At 71.4% G+C, this 19,993-nt stretch carries 24 protein-coding genes; 7 read left to right on the forward strand and 17 right to left on the reverse strand.

Annotated features, from left to right (window positions below; genetic code table 11):
- Positions 1-102: 102 nt before the first annotated feature.
- Both C4B68_RS42605 and C4B68_RS40055 read right to left on the reverse strand, forming a co-directional pair.
- Positions 103-2,001 (reverse strand): ATP-binding protein, encoded by a 1,899-nt coding sequence (locus C4B68_RS42605; protein ID WP_180289355.1) that lies wholly within the window; start codon positions 1,999-2,001, stop codon positions 103-105.
- A gap of 251 nt (positions 2,002-2,252) precedes the next feature.
- Complete coding sequence (locus C4B68_RS40055; RefSeq protein ID WP_099505228.1) at positions 2,253-3,086, reverse strand: hypothetical protein; 834 nt, start codon at positions 3,084-3,086, stop codon at positions 2,253-2,255.
- Positions 3,087-3,203: 117 nt separating this feature from the next.
- Between C4B68_RS40055 and C4B68_RS40060 the strand changes: the two genes are divergently transcribed.
- Positions 3,204-4,775 (forward strand): zinc-ribbon domain-containing protein, encoded by a 1,572-nt coding sequence (locus tag C4B68_RS40060; protein WP_104880078.1) that lies wholly within the window; start codon positions 3,204-3,206, stop codon positions 4,773-4,775.
- Positions 4,776-4,851: 76 nt separating this feature from the next.
- Here the strand turns inward: C4B68_RS40060 and C4B68_RS40065 are convergent, their stop codons facing one another.
- The 7 genes from C4B68_RS40065 to C4B68_RS40095 all read right to left on the reverse strand — a co-directional run bounded on the left by C4B68_RS40065 (position 4,852) and on the right by C4B68_RS40095 (position 8,877).
- Positions 4,852-5,121 (reverse strand): hypothetical protein, encoded by a 270-nt coding sequence (locus tag C4B68_RS40065; RefSeq protein WP_099505226.1) that lies wholly within the window; start codon positions 5,119-5,121, stop codon positions 4,852-4,854.
- Positions 5,122-5,127: 6 nt separating this feature from the next.
- Positions 5,128-5,412 carry a hypothetical protein gene (locus tag C4B68_RS40070; protein ID WP_099505225.1) on the reverse strand — a complete coding sequence of 95 codons (285 nt, stop codon included), beginning with the start codon at positions 5,410-5,412 and terminating at the stop codon, positions 5,128-5,130.
- 158 nt (positions 5,413-5,570) lie between these two features.
- The gene (locus tag C4B68_RS40075; RefSeq protein WP_143674438.1) at positions 5,571-6,140 is read right to left on the reverse strand and encodes a hypothetical protein; all 570 of its coding nucleotides are present in this window, start codon (positions 6,138-6,140) and stop codon (positions 5,571-5,573) included.
- Entirely contained in the window at positions 6,137-6,637 is a 501-nt protein-coding gene (locus C4B68_RS40080; protein WP_099505223.1) for a hypothetical protein, read from the reverse strand. Before C4B68_RS40080 ends, C4B68_RS40075 begins: the two co-directional genes overlap by 4 nt.
- 44 nt (positions 6,638-6,681) lie before the next feature.
- On the reverse strand, positions 6,682-7,356 hold the full coding sequence (locus C4B68_RS40085; RefSeq protein WP_099505222.1) for a hypothetical protein: 675 nt from the start codon (positions 7,354-7,356) through the stop codon (positions 6,682-6,684).
- A 70-nt stretch (positions 7,357-7,426) separates the two neighbouring features.
- Positions 7,427-8,074 (reverse strand): hypothetical protein, encoded by a 648-nt coding sequence (locus tag C4B68_RS40090; protein ID WP_099505221.1) that lies wholly within the window; start codon positions 8,072-8,074, stop codon positions 7,427-7,429.
- 140 nt (positions 8,075-8,214) lie between these two features.
- Positions 8,215-8,877, reverse strand: a complete 663-nt coding sequence (locus C4B68_RS40095) for a 2'-5' RNA ligase family protein (RefSeq protein ID WP_099505261.1) — start codon at positions 8,875-8,877, stop codon at positions 8,215-8,217.
- Positions 8,878-9,080: 203 nt separating this feature from the next.
- On the opposite strand from C4B68_RS40095, the gene C4B68_RS40100 reads away from it, so the two are divergent.
- The 3 genes from C4B68_RS40100 to ku all read left to right on the forward strand — a co-directional run bounded on the left by C4B68_RS40100 (position 9,081) and on the right by ku (position 10,873).
- Positions 9,081-9,482 carry a hypothetical protein gene (locus tag C4B68_RS40100; protein WP_143674437.1) on the forward strand — a complete coding sequence of 134 codons (402 nt, stop codon included), beginning with the start codon at positions 9,081-9,083 and terminating at the stop codon, positions 9,480-9,482.
- Between the two features lie 218 nt (positions 9,483-9,700).
- The gene (locus C4B68_RS40105; RefSeq protein ID WP_099505260.1) at positions 9,701-9,904 is read left to right on the forward strand and encodes a DUF6207 family protein; all 204 of its coding nucleotides are present in this window, start codon (positions 9,701-9,703) and stop codon (positions 9,902-9,904) included.
- 120 nt (positions 9,905-10,024) lie between these two features.
- Entirely contained in the window at positions 10,025-10,873 is an 849-nt protein-coding gene (gene ku, locus C4B68_RS40110; RefSeq protein ID WP_240634783.1) for a non-homologous end joining protein Ku, read from the forward strand.
- Positions 10,874-10,933: 60 nt separating this feature from the next.
- On the opposite strand, the gene C4B68_RS42295 is transcribed toward ku, so the two are convergent.
- Positions 10,934-11,338: a hypothetical protein gene (locus C4B68_RS42295; protein ID WP_167459351.1), complete on the reverse strand. Its 405-nt coding sequence runs from the start codon at positions 11,336-11,338 to the stop codon at positions 10,934-10,936.
- A 141-nt stretch (positions 11,339-11,479) separates the two neighbouring features.
- Between C4B68_RS42295 and C4B68_RS40120 the strand changes: the two genes are divergently transcribed.
- Together C4B68_RS40120 and C4B68_RS40125 are read left to right on the forward strand one after the other, a co-directional pair.
- Positions 11,480-11,704, forward strand: a complete 225-nt coding sequence (locus tag C4B68_RS40120; RefSeq protein WP_099505219.1) for a hypothetical protein — start codon at positions 11,480-11,482, stop codon at positions 11,702-11,704.
- Positions 11,705-11,813: 109 nt separating this feature from the next.
- The gene (locus C4B68_RS40125) at positions 11,814-12,581 is read left to right on the forward strand and encodes a hypothetical protein (protein WP_099505218.1); all 768 of its coding nucleotides are present in this window, start codon (positions 11,814-11,816) and stop codon (positions 12,579-12,581) included.
- Positions 12,582-12,676: 95 nt separating this feature from the next.
- Here the strand turns inward: C4B68_RS40125 and C4B68_RS40130 are convergent, their stop codons facing one another.
- The 7 genes from C4B68_RS40130 to mobF form a co-directional block, all read right to left on the reverse strand.
- Entirely contained in the window at positions 12,677-12,973 is a 297-nt protein-coding gene (locus tag C4B68_RS40130) for a hypothetical protein (RefSeq protein ID WP_099505217.1), read from the reverse strand.
- A 95-nt stretch (positions 12,974-13,068) separates the two neighbouring features.
- On the reverse strand, positions 13,069-14,172 hold the full coding sequence (locus C4B68_RS40135) for a replication-relaxation family protein (RefSeq protein WP_099505216.1): 1,104 nt from the start codon (positions 14,170-14,172) through the stop codon (positions 13,069-13,071).
- 870 nt (positions 14,173-15,042) lie between these two features.
- Positions 15,043-15,267 carry a hypothetical protein gene (locus C4B68_RS40145; protein WP_143674436.1) on the reverse strand — a complete coding sequence of 75 codons (225 nt, stop codon included), beginning with the start codon at positions 15,265-15,267 and terminating at the stop codon, positions 15,043-15,045.
- Between the two features lie 76 nt (positions 15,268-15,343).
- A complete protein-coding gene (locus C4B68_RS43970) occupies positions 15,344-15,700 on the reverse strand; it encodes a hypothetical protein (protein WP_240634784.1) in 357 nt (118 codons plus the stop codon).
- 52 nt (positions 15,701-15,752) lie between these two features.
- A complete protein-coding gene (locus C4B68_RS40155) occupies positions 15,753-16,484 on the reverse strand; it encodes a hypothetical protein (protein WP_240634785.1) in 732 nt (243 codons plus the stop codon).
- Positions 16,485-16,521: 37 nt separating this feature from the next.
- The gene (locus tag C4B68_RS40160; protein WP_099505213.1) at positions 16,522-17,106 is read right to left on the reverse strand and encodes a hypothetical protein; all 585 of its coding nucleotides are present in this window, start codon (positions 17,104-17,106) and stop codon (positions 16,522-16,524) included.
- Between the two features lie 107 nt (positions 17,107-17,213).
- Positions 17,214-19,157 carry a MobF family relaxase gene (mobF, locus tag C4B68_RS40165; RefSeq protein ID WP_099505256.1) on the reverse strand — a complete coding sequence of 648 codons (1,944 nt, stop codon included), beginning with the start codon at positions 19,155-19,157 and terminating at the stop codon, positions 17,214-17,216.
- 351 nt (positions 19,158-19,508) lie between these two features.
- Between mobF and C4B68_RS40170 the strand changes: the two genes are divergently transcribed.
- Positions 19,509-19,802, forward strand: a complete 294-nt coding sequence (locus C4B68_RS40170; RefSeq protein WP_099505212.1) for a hypothetical protein — start codon at positions 19,509-19,511, stop codon at positions 19,800-19,802.
- Positions 19,803-19,993 lie beyond the last annotated feature (191 nt).

The following is a 19,993-nucleotide window of genomic DNA, read 5'->3' on the forward strand; positions in this document are numbered from 1 at the left end:
TTTTCTGTGCGGTGCCTGGTGAACCGGGTGTTCTCCAGGCGGGGATCAGTGGTGGCCGGGGCCAGACAGCCGGGCCGCGGACGTCGGCGGCCTGCGGGGCTGTCAGTCCAGGTCGGTGGAACCGACGGCAGAGCGGGGCCGGTTGCGTGCCCAGCGCTTCAGATCGCCGACCCGGTAGAGGAGTTCGGCGCCGCGCTTGCCCGCCGGGGCCGGGAAGCTGCGGTCGTTGGCACGGGCGTAGCGCAGGGCGGCGACGGTGATCTCCGGCAGGTGCTCTTCGTGGGCCTGCCGCAGTCCCACCGCCTGGTCGTTGACCGGGGCCGGATTCGCCGGCGGGGTTGCCGTTGCGGTGATGTCGGCCGGGTCGGCGGCGGTAGCCCGCTGCGCGGGCAGGGCGTCCTGTGTCGGCGCCTCCGGGCCGGTGGAGGAAGGCTGCGTCTGGGTGGCCTGCGGGTCCTCAGCGGGCCCCGGGAGCTGCACAGGGGCAGGCGTCGCCGGGACGGCGGGCGTCTTCTTCCCCCGGGACGGCGGTCGGCTGGTGGCCCACTCGCGGGCTTCGGCGTCGGTGAAGAACAGCACCTGCGTCTCCCGGGCGGTGCCGCCGATGACGACCTGGGCACGGCCGGGGTGCTTGGTGGACTTCGGCGCCGGGTGGACCTCGGGGGCGAGCATGCGCCAGGCGTTCACGCTGTAGCGGGCGAGGATGCGGGTGGCAAACTGCTCGCGAACCTCCGGGCCTCCCAGAGCGCGGGCGGTGGCGGACTGGGCGACCAGGAGCACGTGCATGCGGACCTGGCGGCCCATGTAGAGGATCTCGTTGAGCGCGTCGATGGCCGGGGAGACCTTCGGGTCGCCAGACTCACGGATCCGCTCCCAGTAGCGCGCCAGCTGCTTCATCGTGGCGTTGACCTCTTCGAGGAGGATCAGCAGCCGCGGGCCGATGGCGTCCGGGTCGGCGCCGATGCCGAGTTCGTCGGCGACGCGCACCCGGCGCCGGCCTTCCATGCCGAGCTCGATCAGGGCGTCGTGGATGTCGGCGATGTCGCGGCAGTAGGTAACGCCGGGTATGCCGTTCGCCCACGGGTGGGAAATCCGCTTGGTGTCGAGGATGTACACGAGCGAGCCGTGGCGGAGCATCTGGCAGGCGATGCAGCACAGGGTCACCGACTTGCCGCCACCCGTGCTCGCGTTGACCAGGATGTGCGGCGATTCGGCGTCCAGGTCCACGCTGACGGTCTTGCCGCCGGTGCCGATGCCGATGACCGGCGCGGACTCCGGGGCTTTCGCGACCAGGTCGCGTATGGACGCGTCCTTGAAGGCGGCCTTCTTCGGGGGCTTGCGGGTCTTCTTCACCAGCAGGTGCGGCTTGCGTCCGGCCGGGTTCCAGGAGAACGTCACGCCCTCCAGGGCGAGTTTCTGGGTGATGAGGTCGGCGACCAGGTCGCGGGAGAACCGCAGGTGCACCGGCAGGTCGACGCGTATCTGCGCGTCGTCGTCGCTGAAGTTCTTCGGCACGTGGAGGTAGCGGCGCGGGTCGGTCTGCTCCGCGATCCCCAGCGGCTGCGCGAGCGCCAGGTGCAGCGGCGTCACCCACTCGCGCATCAGCTCCCGCCGCTCACGGGTCAGCAGCCCGTATGCCAGACCGCCGACGGCCGCGGCGGAGGCCGCGCCGATCCCGCCCGGCTGGAGCGTCTGGAGGGTGGCGTCCCGGTGCTCCCACCAGAACCGGGCGGTCTCCTGGTTCTCCCACGTCCACCAGCCGCCCGAGCCGGCCGCGCTGAGGAAGGTCATCCGGAGGGCGAGGCGCTGCCACCCGGCCCGGTACGACGAACGGGCCACACTGCCTTCGACCTTCGGCAGGACGCGGGTACCGGGGTGCCAGAACGTGGCGTCGGTCCGCTTCACACCGTCCATGTCCCGGCCGCCCAGGAACCGGCCGATGCCGAACGCGAGGGCTTCGGTGGTCTCCTCAACCTGCCTGTCGAACTTCGTCTGCGCCATGCCGTCCAACGCCCTTCGTACCGGGTGTGCGTAAGGCGCGACGGTGCCGCCTGAAGCGGACACCCACGCCGGACGGCAACGCTAAAACGGTTCTCCTGTGGATAAAGTCCGCAAACAGGGCGGGAAGATTTAGATATTTTTCGACGCGAAAGCAGGCAAACCGATTGGGGGATTACGCCGGGCCCCGGATCGCGAGACGCTGCCCGCACGTCCGCGCGGATCCGGCCCCGCCGGCCGCCCCGTTCTCCAGATCAGCGGCAGCGCAGTTCCTGCGCCCAGTTGCGGAGTGGGCCATCGAGGGCGAGGTTGTCGCCGCGGCTCACCGTCTGCAGGAGCATGGCGCACACGGTCGCTTCGGCAGCGAGGCCGGCCGGGGTACCCAAGACGGGGAAGGCGGTGCGGACACGGGCGGCGGTGTCCGGCCGGAGCAGCGAGTAGGCATAGAGGGTGGCGCCATCGAAGCCCACCGGAGCTCGCCCCCAGGCCTCCCAATCAAGGATCCGCAGAGGCGCGGCGAGGTTCGCCCAGTGCAGGTCCGCGTGGGCGATGCTGACGCCGGGCGCGGGCGGGGCCGGGATGCCGACGAACTCGGGGACGGCCCGGTCCATGTACTGCTGGCGTACGGCGACGCGGTCCGTGTCGGCGGCCGACACCTTCTCCAGCGCCTCGGTGAGGTCTGTCCACCAGGAATCCGGCAGCTTGGGGTCGTGCTGGAGGATCGGATCGTCGGACAGGACCGGCTCATCGACGCGCTCCGACAGCTCCGCCCGGTAGGCGGCGTGGTCGTCGACGACGTCGTGGACGCCCAGGAGGGCGGGCCGGTGCCCGTCGAGGTCACCGAAGGCGCGCTGTGCGTCGGCGGCGCCGTCCCATAGCTTCCCGGCTGCCTTGTCCGTCCGTGTGGACACGAGCCGCAGCCAGACCGGCTGGCCGGCAGTCGTACGCGCCGGAGCACCCAGGGTGCGACCGGCCCACCCCCAGAACTCCCCGCCCGGCTCCACCTGTACGGCCAGGGCCATGGCGGCGTGTGCGTGGTGGGCACGCATGCGCTGTTCGGTGTCCGGGTCAGGAGGGGGCGAGTACACCAGTGATCTCCCATAACTGGACGGTGCTCAAGGGCGGTTGGGCAACGGCGTCGACAGTGGCACAGAGCTACAACGAATGTGAGGGCGTGTCAGTGGCGCGGCTTACCGTGCGTGCCCATGACACGTCGCACCCGTTTCCTGGTCACCGAGCACCCGGCCATCGCCGCTCAGTGGCATCCGGACCTGAACGCCGACCTGGACCTGTCGCGGATCGGCCCCGGCTCCCACAAGGAGGCGTTCTGGCTGTGTGACGCCGGGCATGTCTGGCAAGCGCAGGTGCATTCCCGGGTTGCGGGCAGCGGCTGCCCGCAGTGCGCCGGGTACGTACCGCGAGGGCGGACCTCGCTCAGTGAGCGCGCCCCGCACCTGGTGACTGAGTGGCACCAGCGCAACGACGTCTCGCCGGATGAAGTCGGGCCGGGGTCCCAGCGCAAGGTCTGGTGGCTCTGCCCGGCCGGACACGAGTACCAGGCGCGGATATGCAACCGCAGCCGCGGCACCGGCTGTCCGGACTGCGCCCGGGCCGGCCGCGATGAACCTGCCGGGCTCCTGGCTGACATGCCGGAGCTGTTCGCGCAGGTGGACCTCGATGCCGCCCCGGCTGATGTGGCGGAGCTGTTGGTCAACTCGCGCATCCGGCTGGGATGGCGCTGCCCTGTGGGTCACCGGTGGGAAGCCAAGGTGAGCCACCGCGCCATCACCGGATCCGGGTGCCCGGACTGTGCGGGGAAGCGGCGCGCCCCGGCTCTGCCGGACGCGAGGCCGGAGTTGGCAGCGGAGTGGCACCCTGTACGCAACGACACCCTGACCGCCGGTGCTGTCACCGCTGGGTCTCACCGCGTGGCCTGGTGGAGATGCACGGTGTGCGCCGGCGATTTCCGGGCCAAGGTGTTCCACCGGGTCCGCGGCCTGGCGAAATGCCCGGCCTGTTCTGGCCGTGTGCGCTATCGGGACCTCGCTCACGAAGGCCCCGGGATCGCCGCCCTGTGGCACCCACACCTGAACGGTGCGCTGACGCCCGCCGCGGTGACCGCCGGTTCCAACGCTCCGGCCTGGTGGTTGTGCCCCGCCGGGCACGAGCCATGGTCGGCGCAGGTCGCTCACGTGTTCATGGGCAGGCAAGGCTGTCCGCGCTGCCGAAAGCGGACCAGCGTCTCCAGACAGGAGACGGAGCTGTTCGCGGAGCTGCAGCACGTTCTGACGAACGGGGAGCAGCAGTACCCGCTCCGTACCCCGCAGGCACGGTTCCGTCTCGACATGCTCTTCCCGTCGGAAGGAGACCGGGCCGTCGTGGTGGAGTTCGACGGCTCGTACTGGCACCGCGACGCCGATGAGCGTGACCGATCCAAGGCGGAAGCCGTAGAACGCCACCGGCCCGCCTGGACGGTCGTACGGGTCCGTGAAGAACCGCTTCAGCTCACCCGACGCAGCGACGTCGCCGTCCCGTTGCTCGCTGACCCGTTCACGGCCGCCAGCATCGTCATCGAGCACCTCATGTCGGTGGTGTCATGGCCTGACGAGACGCGCCAGCGCGCTCGCGCCTACGTCAAGGGCGGGCGCCGCATGGAAGCGGAGCTGGCAGAGCGGCTGATCGCAGAACGCCGGCCCTCTGCCTCGCCGACCGCTGAACAGACCGCGCCACATCCCACCTCAGCCCGGATATCCGGTGTCCAGTCACCCCTGTGGTGACCGCCCCGGGGTGCGCGCCGTCGTCGTCAGTACGGTGGCATCGCGCAGTCGAGCGGGCTCGCGAGCGGCTGTCCGATCAGCCTTCCTCCAGCAAGGCGTCGATGTTGCGGCCGTGCCGCAGGACATCGAGCCGCGCGGCGGCCAGGTCACGCCGGGTTGCCTCAACGAACGTCTCGCCCATCTGAATCTGCCAGCGCAGATCGTCCATGCGCTCCCCCAGCGCCGCGATGACATCGGGCAGCCGGCCCGCGACCACGTCCTCGCTCCGGAGCCGCTCAAGGGTCTCGAAGTCCCCGGCCATTCCAGCGGCCACAAGCTGCTGCAGGCGGCTCTCGTCGATCGTCATACCGGCTCAACGACTCATCGCGGTCGCGGTATTGATCTCGTCACAGTCGTCGTCGCAGGTCTCGGCTGTGAGGTGGCCGCAGTCCTTGAAGCGGAGGGGGGTGTGCTCGCCCGGACTGTGTTCCGCCGGGGTCTCAGCGGCCGGCGGTGCGAGAGAGAGCCGGATGGTCCCGTCGGCGTGTGAGTCGAAGACCACGTCCAGGAGGTCGCCGCCGGGGGCGCGGGTCGACGTCGTCAGCAGGTGTTCCGCCTCCAGGACCAGGGCCCCGCCCATGGATTTGATCACGGCCACGAGCAGCTCGTGTGAACGCCTGTCCCGAGGAATTCGGTGTCCCTGCTCTGGCCCGCTGGCCTTCAGTTCCGCAGTCATGTCTGCTCAACGACGCTCCGGCTCTGAAGGTGCCGCGCAGGGGTCGAGAGCGGACGGCGGCCCGCCTGGTGCGGTCAGCGCTATCGGGTGCTGAAGCCGCGCACGTCGATGTCGGAGGGAGCGAGGCTGCTGTGGTGGCCGATGGCCTCCGTGATGCCGTCGGGAGACAGCCGCGGGTCGCAGGTGATGTGCCCTGCGGTGCACCGCAGGATGGCGAGGCCGGCCGCGGGGTCGGCGGTCAGCCGGTGGCCGGTGCGGGCTTGGCAGCGGCGACAGACCAGGGGCAGGCGGCTGAGTCCGCCGTCGAACACCAGCCAGACGGTTCCGGCGACCTCGAGGTGCTGGCGGCCCCAGGATGTCGTGCCGTCCTGGTCCTCACGGACGGCGTTAACGGCGAGGACCAGGGCGTCGGTGTCCTCAGCCGGTACGGGCAGGCTGCGGGCGTGCGGGGAACGGTGGGTGCCGTCCTCAGCGATGGTGCCGGTGCGGACCTGTACGGCGCCCGCGTCCTGGTGCACGGCAACCGCGAGCCACCAGGCCTGCGGGGCATGAACGATGCGGGCCTCAGCGCCGTCCGGCACGGTGCGGACGGAGCCGGACCATCCCAGGGCCGTGACGATCCGCCCGGCCGCCTCCTGCGCCGGCGTCACCACGGCTCGACCTGAACGCGCGCGAGGTCCTTCAGCAGCTGCTGGTGGCGCGCGTCCGCCATCGAGTGCGCGCGGTCGCGGATCGTCGGGTGCGGCTGCCCGTGGCCGTCGGCGTCCTGGACGTGGTGGTGGAGCACGCGCTGCGCGGCTTCCTGCACGGCGGTGAACTCGCCGGTGCCGTACGCGGCGAGCAGCTGCTCGCGCTCACTGCTGCCGAGCGCGTCGGCGGGAGAGTCCTGCAGGGCGGAGAGGACGTGGCCCTGAAGCGTGTTGAGGACGCTGTCCTGACCGGCGGGGGCGGCCAGGAGCAGGGAGGCGACCTGCGGGCCGCTCAGACCGGCACCGGCCGCCAGCGCGTGGACGGCGGCCGCCAGGAGCACCGTCGTCTCCCGTCCGTCCGGGGGTGGCTCCTGGCTGTGCGCCAGGTGCCACGTCACCAGTTCCTCAGCAGCCGACAGGCTGTACTCCCACGTCGTACGCGGCGGCAGGGCAGTCATGTCGGCGAGTATCCCAGGCGGCGCGGGCGCGGCAGGCCGCTTGTTCAGCTGGCTTCGGCCACCGTGACGAGGCCGTATCCCTGGTACCAGCGGGGATCGCGGACGGGCACGGGCGACATCCCGAGGGAGGGGGCGACTTCGGCCAGGGAGCGGTAGTCGCCCCTGCGTCCCGGTGCCTGCCGCAGCCGGTAGTCCTGCACCGTGCTGTACGAGCCTTCGGCGAGGTGCGGCGAGTGGCGTGCGTGCCACAGCAGGCTGGTGAACGCGCGGTACACCGAGCGGCGTACCCGGGCCCACTGCTCCGGGTCGCTGTCGAGCACGCGCATCAGGGCGTGCCAGCGGTCGGCGTACGGTCCGGTGGGGGCCGGCCACCCGGTGGTGCCGGGCGTGAGCCTGTCCCCGTTCTCGTCTTCGTCCTCGATCAGGTTGCGCAGCTCGGAGGCGAGCGCGTCCAGGTCCAGGTCGCCGATCGCGGCGCCGGTCCATCCCATCGTGAGCCGGAGGGATTCCGCGACCGCGGCGACCAGGTGGTCGCGGGCCTGCTGGTCGCCCGCGAGCAGAAAGCCGCGGTCGGCCAGCACGGGAGGGTCCTGCTCCTGGTGCCAGCGGACGATCGCTTCCGCCCAGGGCCACGCGTCGCTGTAGGCATCAGTGCCGTCGTGGGCGGCCCGGTAGGTGTCGGCGAAGCCGGGGAGGACGGCATGGGGGTCATAGGCCATGGCCGCAGTCTGCCCCACCGCCGTCCTCGTCATCCGGGGAACGGGTACCGCAGGTGCGTTCGCCTCTGGGTCAGGCTGCCTCGGGCACGGCCGTCAGGCCGTCGATGCCCTGGTAGGCGAGCGGGTCCCTGACCGTGACCGGCGTCGTGATGCCGATGATGGGCGCGGTGTCGGCGACGGCGGTGTAGCTGGAGTTGTAGGTGTTGGTGCGGTACCGGAGGGCGGTGCCCCGGTCCATGGCTTTCGCGGTGTGGAACAGCAGACCGAGCAGCACGTGATCCGCCGCCGTAGCCAGTCGGCGGGTGCGCCTGGGATCGCCGGACAGAAACGCCGCCCGCCAACGGTCGGCGTACGGGCCGGTGGGCTCGGGCCATCCGGGCGTTCCCGGCTCCGGACAACTCGCGTTCGTCGCCCAGGGCTCCGCCCAGTAGCCCAGCTCGTTGCGGGCGGTTTCCACGGCCAGGTCTGCCGGCAGCCGGTTGTGGCGGACCATGCTCAGGCGCAGCGTCTCGGCGACGGCGGCCGGGACGTGCTCGATGTCGCCGTCGTCCAGGCAGGCGTTGCGCAGGCTCCATCCGAGGTTCTGCTCGTTCGCCCGGGACCAGGCCAGGGCGGCTTCGGCCCACGGCCAGCAGTCGGTGTAGGGGTGGCGGCCGGTCCGGGCGAGGTACCGCTCGGCGTGGGCGGGCACCTTCATGGTCGTCTCGCTGCTGCTCACTGCGTCGCGCCCCCTGTTCAACGGCCGTGGTCGTGGGTTCTTCGCTGGAGTTTCTCACCAACGCCGGTGAGCGGGCGAGGCGTTCGGCGGGCGCGGCGTCGCCTGGCCCGCAGTCGCACGGGGCGGGTCTGTCCTCTGGCTCAGGCCGCCGCGGTGACGGTGGCGGCCTGAGCCAGCGGGACGACGGCGATCGGGCTCCAGGTGATGTGCCGGCGGTCGTGGCGCTGGGCGACCAGCGACAGGTGGGTGGCCCGCAGCACGACCGGGCCGCCGGGGTGGTCGGACAGCCACGCCTTCATCGCCCGGCGGTCGGCCCGCTCGAGGCCGCCGACCCCGTACGCGAGCGAGACGTGGGGATAGTAGGCCCCGGCCGGAATCTTCGGGAAACGGCCGCCGGTGACGCCGGCGTCGACGGCGGTGGTCAGCTCCCACAGGCGGCGGGCCGGTGCGCCGGGCCGCGCCGGGCACTCCACCGCGACCGTGCCGACCGAGGGACGGTCGTAAATCAGGTCGAACGGCTCGATCGCGGCGCAGGCCTCGCCGACCCGGTCGACGATCGTGGTGAGCTCCGCGTTCGTGTACTGGTCGACCGGACCGCCGTGCATGACCGTGGTGTGGATCCAGGGGGCAGGAACCGGCGCGAGGCCCGGGCGGTGGCTCAGCTCCCGGTACGGGGCCACAAGGTGTTCCTCCACCAGGGCCGCGTCATGGAGCAGATGCCAGTGCAGGTCATCCCGGCCCGCAGGCCAGGCGTGCCGACGGCTCTCCACCCGGGCATAGAAGTCCCCTATGTGCGCAGCCACGAACTCCCCCTCATCCACGGCAGGTCTGTGATCGTCACGCTACCGGCGGCCGTCGAACAGGCGTAGTGCGGCAGGGACTTGCACCAGGTGCTTCCGGGCGCAGTCGCCGGACTGATCCCAGCGGCTCTCACGGCTTCCCCCCGGATGAGGCCGTGATCTCCGTACGGCGGACAGGGAACGGTGATCACTACGAGGATGGCGAGATGCACTCACATCTGCGTTTCACAGCCTGGTTCAAGGACCCCGCGCCGGATGCCGAGAAGGACGACGTGATCAGTCGGCCGGTCGTGGGATGGCGGGAGTCGGACGGCGCCGCGATGGTGCTGCTGGACGAGAAGTCCGGCCGCATGGTGCCGGCAGCGGAGCAGGACGGGTTCCGGGAGATTGAACAACTCCCGGATGTACAGCCGCTGGGAGTAATACCGGGCAACGGCTGGCGGGTGTCCAAGGCCAAGCAGGGGCCGGTCCGGGACTCCGCACGTCCGGTGGCGGCCTTCATCGTCTACGCCGACCACGTGGTGCCGGTGGTCGACCTGCCGACGGGCGGTGACTACCGAGGTGCCTGGAAGGCCCACGAGTGGCAGCTCCTGGAGCCGAACGAGTAGACGCTGAAACCCGGATCAGGGCCGTGGCTCCTGGCCGTCGCACCGTCGTCGGCCCGGCGCGGCGGCCCCGCCCGGCGCCTGGCGCCGGTTGTGGAGCGGCGGGGCTCAGGCGGGCGCTGCGTCAGCACGCGCGTCTACCGCGGTTCGCTCATGTACCCGGTCGGGTGAAGGCACCGCGCCTGGAGAACTTCCGCGGGTGTCGGCACGTCGTGCTGTACGTGAGGCAGATCAATGACGCGCACGTGGCCGCGCCGGGCCTGGCTGTGGTGGAGGTCGCGGCCGCCGATGACAAGACCGCGTTCGCCATCCAGGAGCTACTCGCCGGGCGGTGCGCGGTAGCGCCGGCGGACCGTACGACCCGGGAGCCTGACGAGCCCGGCGTGCGGCTGCGGTTCTTCCTGGACCTGCACCAGACCCCCTGACACGTAGGCCCGTGGCAGGCGCCAGGGCGTGCTCGTGCCGGGCCGCGGCGGGACTCCTAGGCTGGTAGTGCTCGAGGTCCTGGAGGTGTGCCATGCCCCGCGAGTATCTTCAACGGCTTCGTGTCGTTCGGGCTCATCAGCGTGCCGATCACTGTCCTGAGCGCGACCGAGGACCACAGCGTGCGCTTCCGGAGGATCCACACCTGCGACAACGCTCTGGTGCGCAACCGCTACTGGTGCGAGCAGGAGGACCGTGAGGTCAGCTTCGGCGAGATAGGGCGCGGCTTCGAGCTGCCGGACGGCCGGGTCATCCCGGTCACGGACGAAGAGCTGCGGGACCTGCCGCTGCCCACGGCGCGCGCCATCGAACTGATCGCGTTCATCCCGGCCGCCGCCGTCGATCCGCTGCGCATCGGTGCCGGGTACTACCTCCAGCCTCAGGGGGCCGTCGCGGCGAAGCCGTACCTGGTGCTTCGCCGTGCCCTGGAGCGGGCTTCGCGGGTCGCAGTCGCGCGGTATGCGTGGCATGGCCGTGAGCGGCTCGGTCTGCTGCGGGTCCGCGGGGACGTGATCGCGTTGCACGGTCTTCTGTGGCCGGACGAAATCCGTGACCCCGCCGCCGTGGTCCCGCCGCCGGTCCATCTGGAGGAAGACGAGATCGACGAAGCCGTTGCGCTGATCGAGGCCATGGCCCGCGGCGACCTCACCGGCCCGGAGTTCACCGACGGGTACACCGAGGCCCTGCACTCGGTGATCGAGGCCAAGAGGGAAGACCGCCCGCCGCCGCAGGCCCCGGCGCTGGTGTCCGTGTCGGGGCAGCCGGTGGACCTGATGGCCGCGCTGCAGGAGTCCGTCAGCAAGGCCCGGGCGGCGCGTGGCGAGACGGACGCTTCCGAGGCGCCCTCCCCGAAGGCTTCCTCGAGGACCGCCGGGAGCGCGGGCGGCCGACGCGGTGCGCGAGCACGCTGACCTGCCGTGGTCGGGGCCGTGGCCGGGGTGCCCGCCGCCATGGTCGGCCTCTGCGGGTGCCTAGCCGGCGGTGTGGTCGGGGTCGGGGAGCCCCGGCGGAAAGTGCCGCTCCAGGATCTCCGCCCACTTGTGCAGGACAACGAACCCGGTGGTGTCGGCCTGCGCCTGGGCAAGCTCGGTCAAGGCGTCGACGAAGGGCTGGGCAGCGGTGCCCGGCGGCAGGGAGGCAGCGGCCTCCTTCAGCCTCTCGTGAGCGGCCGGGAACACGCCCTTGGCCCACGCGTCCTGTTCCTTGATCCGCCGGGAGCCCGCCTCAATGTTGATCTGCATGATGGTCCACGTCGGGCAGTCTGGCGTGTGCCACATCTGGATGGGCAGTCCGACCCCGACACAGGTGTTCTCAGGGCCGGGCCCCGCCTTGCAGTCCGGGCACAGCTCGCCTTCCGTCTTCGCAAAACCCTGCATCGCCGTACTTCCCTTCCTGCCTGGGAGGGCAGAGCCTGCCATGAGCAATCACCGGCTGGCCAGGACTTTCGGCCAGGCAGCGACCAGGTCGGTGACCTCACGGTATGGCCATCAGCGGGGGCCGTCGTCCAAGGTGGGGCGATGAGCGAGCTCCGACCCGGTGACATCACCGACGAGATGCGCAAGGCCATGGACACGGCCCGGCGGCAGGGACTGCAGAAGGACCTGCGCACCCTCGCGGCCAGCATCCGGGCCGACGCCGAAGGCCGGTACAACGACGCGCAGCCCGGATGGCAGGCCGGAGTCGAGTGGACGCTGCTGTGGATCGAGAACACCGCCAGCCATCTGACCGAGGGCAGGCCGTAGCCGGTGACGGCCGGGGGTGAAGAGCACGCTTACGTGCCGTGGCCGGGGTCGGCAGCTCCGGCAGGAGCCGCTGGCGCGCGGCCGTACGGGTGAGGCCACAATCTCCGCCATGTCAGAAACCTTCTGGGACGCCCTCGGCGCGATCAGCACCACCCTGGCCTTCGGCGTCGTCGCGTGGCAGGGATACCTCACGTACGGAGCACTGAAGGTCAGCCAGCTCATGACCGCCGACGCCATCCGCAGCCGGCTCGACTCCCAAGCCCCGGCAGTCACCCTCCAGCTCACTCCCCCGCCGTGGGATCCGCAGGCGTGGAACAGCAGCGGAATGCCGTGCAATCCCTGGCCGCAGGGGCACACCTGGCACTTCCCCGCGGAGCAGGAGGGATCCAACCGTCTCGTTCTGCAGCAGGTCCTGGTCCTGGAGAACCTCAGCGACCGGCGCGTGCAGGCACGGTTCGACGGCGACCTGGTCGTGGCCGATGAGGACAGGCGGCCCACTGCCGCCGGCGTCATCCTCCTGGAACCCGGCGAGACAAGCCGCGAGGTCTACCTGCAGCGCGAATTCACCATCAAGGAACTCTCGGAGAACTTCACGGCGAAGCAGGCCGGGCAGGAGCTGCCACACAAGGTGCTCGGCACGGTGACGGCGGAGGACGACCGCGACAACGGGAGCACGGATCGCTGGGAACTGGTGCTGACCGGCTGCCCGGTCGAGCCGGTCCCCGACCGGGAGGGCCTGTGGAGGATCGCGCCGTGGCACCTGACCGAGGGATCGGGGCTGCGCACCCTGGACTACAGCCTGCTGCCGTCACGGCAGCGCATCCACTGGGTCTCGCGCACCAGGGGAATCCAGCTTCCCGCCCCGGAGGGCGCGTAGCGATGTGACGCCCGCTGACCGGCCGTGGTCGGGCCTGTGGCCGGGGCACCCAGGGCCGTGGTCCGGGCCGGGTCGGGCTCGTGGTCGGGTGACGGTCAGGGTGTGTCGCCGGTGAAGTAGAAACGGCAGCTCACACCCGGGCCGGGTGTGCGGGGTTCGCCGGGGTGCGGGTCGTACAGGACACGGCCCTCGGGGAAGCGCCCGAGCTCGGTCGACAGGGCCACCCCGTCGTCGACTTCCACGGGCCGCCATCCGTGGATGTCCAGCAGCAGGCCGTCCAGCGGCCCGCCGACCAGTTCGGCGTAGGTCCGGTGCGGGAGCGGGCCGGGGTTGGGGGCGTCGTGGTCCGCGCCGTAGACACGGCGGTTCAGCAGTTGCTCGTCTCCGTTCATCCCCCGAGCGTCGCAGCCGCCACTGACAGCACCCCGCGGGGCAGCGGGTCCGGCCCGCGCCCGAGTTCACCCAGGCCGGGCCGGACCCGCCGTGCTCACCGTGCCTTCGGCAAAGCGGCCAGAGAGCGGCGTTCCTCTCCCTCGCCGCGGCCGGCCACTCGCCACACCGGCTCAACGGGGCCGTGCTGGGTCAGCTGCGCCAGCGTCGTGGTCGCCACGATGATCCGGTAGTTCAACCCGTGGACGTGCTGGACACGCTGGTGGAAGACCGCTTCCCGGGTGGCCGGGGCCGCGCGGCGCGGGGCGGGAGCGAACACGAACAGCAGCGGCGGGAAGCCCCGCTCCTCGAGGTACGGACTGTACGTCTCCTGCCAGTGGGCACGCGGGAGACGGGCGGCGTTGCCGCGTCCGGTCGCCGGGGCGCTGCGGTAGGCGTCGTAGCGCTCCAGCTTGGCGACCAGCCGGGCGTACGACATGGTGCGGTCGATCTCCACGAACGCGCTGAGGCCGTTCCACAGGAGGACGACAGCGTCGGGGACCAGGGAGCCGGCCGGGGTGGGGTGGGCGGCTTCGAGGCGCCAGTCCGTGTGGTCGGCCGCCTTCGCCTGGTGGAAGGCGACGACGGTGTCGACCAGGGCGAGGCCGTGCTCGCGCAGGCCCGTCTTCGCGGCCGCGCGCCGCCCGGTGGTCCGTCCGGCCTTCGGCGGGAGCTGCCCGGATGCGGCCGCTTCGGCCAGGCCTGCGGGGGTGCAGTACCAGTAGCTCTGCTGGGCACGGTTGGTCCGGCCGACCAGAGAGTCCGCGTGCAGGTTGCGCAGCGCGCGGCGTACGTAGTCGGTGCCCTGATGGTCCGGCAGCAGCAGGGCCTTGAGCTGGTGGGGCGTGGCCAGGCGCAGCTGGGCGAGCGCCAGGAGGACGTCGCCCCGGATCTCGGCTCCGGCCCGGGCGGCGGGCTTCTGCGGCCGGGACGCTATCTCCTTGAAGTTATTAATAGAGGAGATAGAGGAGTTGCAATCGGCCGTGGCCGCTCGACAAGGGGTCTGATCAGCAACAACCGTCAGACGGCGGCCAAAAGCTACGGGGCTTACAGCGTGGCTTGCCGTGTGGCTCGCCGCGGGGCCGGCTGTCGCGGCGGTGTCCGCCGGGGTCGGCGGCGTCGGCTGGGTCGGCTGGGTCGGCGGAACGGGGGCGGTGGTCATCTCGTCCTCGGATCTCCCCGGCCGGTGAGGGCCGGATCGGTGACAGGTCCGGCCCGCACGCACAAGGACGTGCGGGCCGAAGCCACCGTGAGAAGGCCCCCCTTGTCCGCGACCTGACGTTCCCGGCCCCGAGCTGTCCGATTTGACCTGGACTGTTGGTCGACCGGACGGGTTTGTCCGTGACCGACGTCACGGCGGTGTGCCTGTCGCGGAGCTGGTCCTCTGTCCACAGGAGAGGGGCACGCACCGTAGGGCGACCGGCCGGGCGCAGTAGGCGCCGGGCCCCCGAACTCAGCAGCGGCCGGAGCGGAGCGGTACGCCGGGGCAGGGCACGGGGACGGAGATTTCTCCCGCCCCGGGCGCTGTCCTGTTCGGGCGAGATGTCGCACGTAGCGAACCTGGTCAAGGAACGACGCACCGGCCTGGTCCCGGCGGTGGACATCGGATGCTGTGCACTCCCCCGCCCCCGATGTCGTTCACTCCCGGCCGATGTCGTGCATCGGACGGGAGTGAACCGTCCGGGCATCGGATGCGATGGCACGCACCGAGGGCCGTTCATTCACCGCGGTGTCGTTCACTCCCGCATCAGTGGTGCGCATCGTCGGTGCAGTGGTGCGCATCGCGGTGCGGGTCGGTGCGTGCATCGTCGGTGCGGTGGTGCGGTCGGTGCGCGCACCGGCCATTCAGCGGCCCGCGTCGTGGCGCGCGGCGCGGTCCGGGTGGTGCGTGATGCCGCCGCCAGGAAGGGGGCTGATCGAGCCGGGTTCCTATATCACACGACCCCTTGTCCGCTACCTTGACCGATCCTCGATTGTGCGGCAGGTCACACGAAATTGGTGTGCGGGCGGCACCGAAGGGCGGGCGCGGTGCTCAGGTCGGACGGGTGCGCAGCGGCCGGGTCGGGTGCGCGGGTGCGGCGTGCCGAGGTGGTGGTGCGCCGCACTTGACCGCACCGGTGCGCGCACTCATCGCCTCCCGTGCGCGCGCCGCGGTGCGGTGGCCGGGCATGCGGCGCACCACGATGCGCACCGGTGCGCACGTCCGGGAGTGAACGGCATCGTCGGTGCGCGCACCGGTGCGCCCGATGAAGTTCATCGTCATCGTCGGTGCGCGCGATGAAGTTCACCGCCGACATCGGGTGCGCGCACTGGGCGCCGGGGATGTCCCGCACTCACCGGTGGCGGCGGCGCGGGCGCGCGGTGCTCCACGAGTTCGGCCGGCCACCGGGGTACTGCCGTGAACGGCGCCGGACCGGCGCCGGCTTCGGTGCCGGGTACAGCGCCACGCGCAGCCGGGACGCGTCGGCGAGCTGCTTCAGGCGCTCCAGTCGTTCCGGTGAGATGTGCGGCGGGATCGGGTCAACCATGCGGGCCTCCGCGCTCAAAGGGGTCGGTCCCCGCACCTTCGCCTCCCCGGCCGCCTCCAGGGCGTGCGCGTCGTCCGCGTCCCGGCGGGTGCTCCGGTGACTTCGCGCTCCGTCCCGTGAGGCGGAGCGCGCCGCCGGCCCGGCGTGCTGGGTGGCGGACACGCGGACGCCCCACGGCGGTCTGGTCCGTGGGGCGTCCGGGGTGTGGCGGCGGTCAGCTCTCCAGCATGGCCTGGAGGTCGCTCAGCGTCAGCTCGTTCGTGCCGCGATCCGCGGCCTTGCTCTGCGTCCAGGCGACGATCGCCGGGTGCGCGTCCTCGTACGGGGTGCCGGCGGGCGTGGTCCCTCCGTCGTTTCTGGCGAGCTGGGTGAGGTAGGCGGCCAGGGCGTGCGGGCCGCCGCCGTTGTAGCCGATGTTGTAACCGAGGGCGTGCTTCTGCGGCAGGATCGACAGATCGCCCTTGTCGGTCCGGGCCCAGAACAGGCCGCGGCCTGTGTGGAAGCTGCTGAAGATGTCGTCGGGGCGCAGTTCGAGCGGGGCGTAGGTCTTGTAGCTCCACTGGTCCGTGCCGCCGGTGCCCACGTGCTTGAAGTGCGCGCCGACGACGGGCAGCCCGAACTCGGGGTCGTAGAAGGCCCGGCGGCAGGTACAGCCCGATCCGGAGACGGCCGCCGGGCTGTTCTTGTCCTCCGTGACGCACGGGTGGAACAGGGACGGGATCTTCGTCGGCTCCACGAGCGTGCAGTGCATCGCGTTCGGCTCGCAGCGCTCCAGCCTGCTCAGCCACTCCTGAAAGTGAGGTGTCACGGTCTGGGACGCCTCGATGTCCAGCTCGGCATTCAGCGACGACGAAGCGACGCCAAGGCGGGCCTCGGTGTAGAGGACGAAGTGCAGGTAGCCCGTGGTCGGGTCGGTCAGGTTCAGGTCGACTGGCTCGAAGGTCAACGTGGCGCTCCAATGCGGGCGGTGCTGGGCGGTGGGGTCAGGAGACGCGGTGCTCGGGACGCAGGGTCAGGCCTCGGTCGAAGAACTGCGCGGTGTCCTCCGGTCCGAGTCCAAGAGCGCGGGAGACGGCTGTGCCTTCGTCGTCGCGGACGAAAGCGAGCAGGATCTTGCGGCTGGCGGGGTCGGCCATGACCCGGCGGGCGGCTTCGACGGTGTGGGCGACGCAGCCAGTGGTGCCGTCTTCGACGATGTCCCGACGCGTCTTGTCGTCCCAGACGTTGAGCTGGAGGTTGGCGCCCTCGGTGGAGCAGTCCTCCTTGGAGTCCGCGCCGAGCACGCACCGTCCGAGCATCGCGGCGTGCGCGTGGCGCTGGAGGTGGACGGCCGTGCCCAGGAGCCGGTCGACTTCCTTCGCCGTGTTCTCCCGTGCCTTCTCGGGGCTGACGAGCGAGGTCTTCGGGTCGTAGGGCTGTACCCGGATCCTCAGCGCCGCCAGGCTCCGGGCGAGGTCGTCGGCGACGCTGAGCAGGCCCACCAGGTTGACGTCGCCGCGTCGGCGGGGCGGGGGCAGTTCGTCGGGGTAACTGTCGAGCGGTTCCAGCGGTTCGTGCAGGTCGGTCAAGGGTTCCTCCCGTGCCGGGTGCCAACGCCCCTGATTCTCAGTCCGGGCCGCCAGGGCGCGCGGGTGAAGGCGGAGATCGGCCACGCCCTGGCCGGTTGGTATCCCCTTCAGCGGCCACGGCCCGGCCCACTGCCCTGGTCGGGCCGGGGCCTGTGCTGCTGCTGGTCGGCGGGACCGGCCGCGTCCGCGGCAGGCTGCTCCGACAGCTCGGGCTGCCCGGAGTGCTTGCGCTGCTGTTCGGCGACGGCGCGGCCACGGGCGTCGGACTCGAGCTTGAGGGCGGCGATCCGGGCGAGGTACGTCGGCGAGCTCATCCACGTCTCCGAGTCGGTCGTGCGGCCTTCCAGTGGGTCGGTCGTGCGGCCCTCCAGCAACTCGGGCATCGCGGCTTGCTGGTGGGCCTGGATCGCGTCGGCCCGCTGTGCCGGGGTGAGGGCGGCGTCCCGGCCCGGGTGGTCGACGGCGTGCGGCGCGGCCGCCTCCTGGTCGTGGTTTTGGTTGTGGTCGTCGGTGTGCCCGGTGGCCGATGCGGGCGCGGCGGGGGCTTCGTCCCGCGCCGGGGGTGCGGTGCGGGCGGCGCGGATCGCGTTCCGCAGGGCGAGGCTGGCGACCCTGGCCCGCTCGTACCTGCTCGACTCCCGGGGTGGCATGCCGTCGGTCCCGGCGATCCACCACCGGATGGGCCAGGCGAAGTCGGCCGTGTAGGAGAGCTGGTCCGGCGACGGGGCCCGCCGGCCCTTCTGGGGCACGGTGAGCTGACGGCTGTGGCGGGTCAGGGCCAGGTCGGCGATGGAGTCGTCCAGGCCGGGCTCGAATGCGCGGCCGCGCAGGGTCTCCAGGAGGTGTCGGCGGGCTTCGGCCAGGACGTGGCGGCGGGCGAAGGTGCGGCGCACGGTGAAGACGATCGCGGCGACGTCGACGGCGGCGAGCGCGGTGTCCACCCGCGGGCTCACCCGGGCCCGGATCGCCGCACCGGCCGCCCGGCACCGCTCCAGGAGCCCTTCGACCATCTGTTTGCCGAAGCGTAGGAGCGCGGACGCGCGCCACCACGCCAGCAGCTGCGCCAGGGGGCGCGGGGTCTTCTTGTCCGGGCGGGTCTCCTGCGCCGCCCACCAGCCGAGTCCGTGGCGGGCACGTTCGTCGGGCAGCCGCCCGTGCTTGGCGACGTACCGGGCGGTGAGGCCCTCCAGTTCGTCCTCGATCCGTCGGCGGCGGGTGGAGGACCAGTCGATGAGTTCCTGGTCCACGCCGGCTATTTCCATGACCGGGCGCAGTCCCGGCGTCACCTCGCGCGGCACGGTCGCCAGCCCCAGTTCCTCGCACACCTCGGTGGTCATGGCGAGCGTGTACAGCGTCCCGGCCGCCACCACGTGCTGATAGAGGCGGACCGTGTCTATCGCGTACCAGGAGCCGTCCGGGCGCTGCACGCGGTTCAGGATCAGGCAGTGCTCATGGAGCAGGGGGAATCCGTCCCGGTTGTCGAAGTGACGGAACGCGGCAACGACCAGGGCGGGGGCCTTGGCGCGCTGGCGGCCGGAGGACCACCGGGTCTCCGCGACCTCATCCTCCAGCCAGCGCAGCACGGTGGCGATGGCCCGCTCATGCGCCCGCTCGATGACCTGCCGGGTGTGGTCGTCTCCCAGCGCCCACAGCACGATCAGGGACGCCTGCGCCCGGAAGACGAACTCGACAGCGAGCAGTGGGGTCTGCCCGCGCTGCTCGATCTCTTCGATCGGCTGCCCGAGGACGGTGGCCAGCCGTGCCGTCTCCGGGCTGGCGCCGTCGTCCAGGAGCTTGCGCTCCATGCGGTCGGCGTCCGGATGCCGGAGCTCGCCGTACATCAGCTCCAGCTGCCGTTCCGTCACGACCGAACCCGCGGTGAGACCGAGAGCAGCGAGCCCCCGCCCCATCCACACCCCGGGCGGGAGCCCGGCCATCTCCTGAGCGTCCTTCAGCGCCTGGCGGGCCGGACGGCGGCCGTCGCCGAAGGCCACCCCACGCACGAAGTACCGCCACGCGTTCCGCCTTTGAACCTTCGCAACACTGAGCATCCAGGCAGGGAACACCGGCTCTGACCTGCGAAAAAGACCCGATCCCGTGGGGCGGGAGGGTTCACCGGAACTTCACGGCCGCTCCCGTACGGCGGGCACCGAACGCACTCCCGCGCCCGCCTCACGGCCCATGCAAATGCTGCGCAGCGGACAACCGCCTACGCCTCACACACACCAACAAACGACAGACAACCGACTCCACCGCCAAAGAGCGCACACCCACGTACCACTCCCCCACACAACGACCAACGACGTCCCGCCCCGCACCACGTCACCGACTCCCCTCACCCCGAGCAAGACACCCACCGCCCCCGGCAACCCCGGGGGCTTCGTGTTTCCCGGAGGACCGACGTGCCGACGTACGAAGCCCTGCCCCGCTTCACCACCGACCACCACCGGCTCACGCCCGTACAGCGCCACGCGTTCCGCCAGGCCGTCAACGCCTTCGTCGACGACCTCCGCACTGGCGGCCCATTCCGCACCGGCCTCCGCGTGAAGGGCGTACGGCGCGCGCCCGGCGTCTTCGAACTCACCTGGGACGGCAACGGCCGCGCCACGTGGTCTTACGGCCGGCCGATAGTTCCAGGCGCCCCGCACGTCATCTGGCGCCGCATTGGCACCCACTCGATCCTCACCAGCCCTTGACCCGCGGTGAGGCACACCGGCTCCCTGAGCTGCATGCCTCAGGTTGAGCGGGACAGCCAGGCGCGTACCGTCCCGCTCAACCTGAACCGCTTCGGGCGGATCCGCCCGAAGCGGTGAGCCGCCGACCTGCGGCGTCTCAGTCAACCTGGGCCATCAAGGGCAGATGGCTCGGGTCTAGCGGGACTGGCTCA

The organism is Streptomyces dengpaensis, from assembly GCF_002946835.1.
GTDB lineage: Bacteria > Actinomycetota > Actinomycetes > Streptomycetales > Streptomycetaceae > Streptomyces > Streptomyces dengpaensis.

Bases quoted from the DNA above. Each gene is read 5' to 3' on its own strand.
- C4B68_RS42605 (WP_180289355.1), bottom strand. From the start codon at position 2,001: ATGGCGCAGACGAAGTTCGACAGGCAGGTTGAGGAGACCACCGAAGCC.
- C4B68_RS40060 (WP_104880078.1), top strand. From the start codon at position 3,204: ATGACACGTCGCACCCGTTTCCTGGTCACCGAGCACCCGGCCATCGCC.
- C4B68_RS40065 (WP_099505226.1), bottom strand. From the start codon at position 5,121: ATGACGATCGACGAGAGCCGCCTGCAGCAGCTTGTGGCCGCTGGAATG.
- C4B68_RS40080 (WP_099505223.1), bottom strand. From the start codon at position 6,637: ATGACTGCCCTGCCGCCGCGTACGACGTGGGAGTACAGCCTGTCGGCT.
- C4B68_RS40085 (WP_099505222.1), bottom strand. From the start codon at position 7,356: ATGGCCTATGACCCCCATGCCGTCCTCCCCGGCTTCGCCGACACCTAC.
- C4B68_RS40100 (WP_143674437.1), top strand. From the start codon at position 9,081: ATGCACTCACATCTGCGTTTCACAGCCTGGTTCAAGGACCCCGCGCCG.
- C4B68_RS42295 (WP_167459351.1), bottom strand. From the start codon at position 11,338: ATGCAGGGTTTTGCGAAGACGGAAGGCGAGCTGTGCCCGGACTGCAAG.
- C4B68_RS40120 (WP_099505219.1), top strand. From the start codon at position 11,480: ATGAGCGAGCTCCGACCCGGTGACATCACCGACGAGATGCGCAAGGCC.
- C4B68_RS40125 (WP_099505218.1), top strand. From the start codon at position 11,814: ATGTCAGAAACCTTCTGGGACGCCCTCGGCGCGATCAGCACCACCCTG.
- C4B68_RS40130 (WP_099505217.1), bottom strand. From the start codon at position 12,973: ATGAACGGAGACGAGCAACTGCTGAACCGCCGTGTCTACGGCGCGGAC.
- C4B68_RS40135 (WP_099505216.1), bottom strand. From the start codon at position 14,172: ATGACCACCGCCCCCGTTCCGCCGACCCAGCCGACCCAGCCGACGCCG.
- C4B68_RS40145 (WP_143674436.1), bottom strand. From the start codon at position 15,267: ATGAACTTCATCGGGCGCACCGGTGCGCGCACCGACGATGCCGTTCAC.
- mobF (WP_099505256.1), bottom strand. From the start codon at position 19,157: ATGCTCAGTGTTGCGAAGGTTCAAAGGCGGAACGCGTGGCGGTACTTC.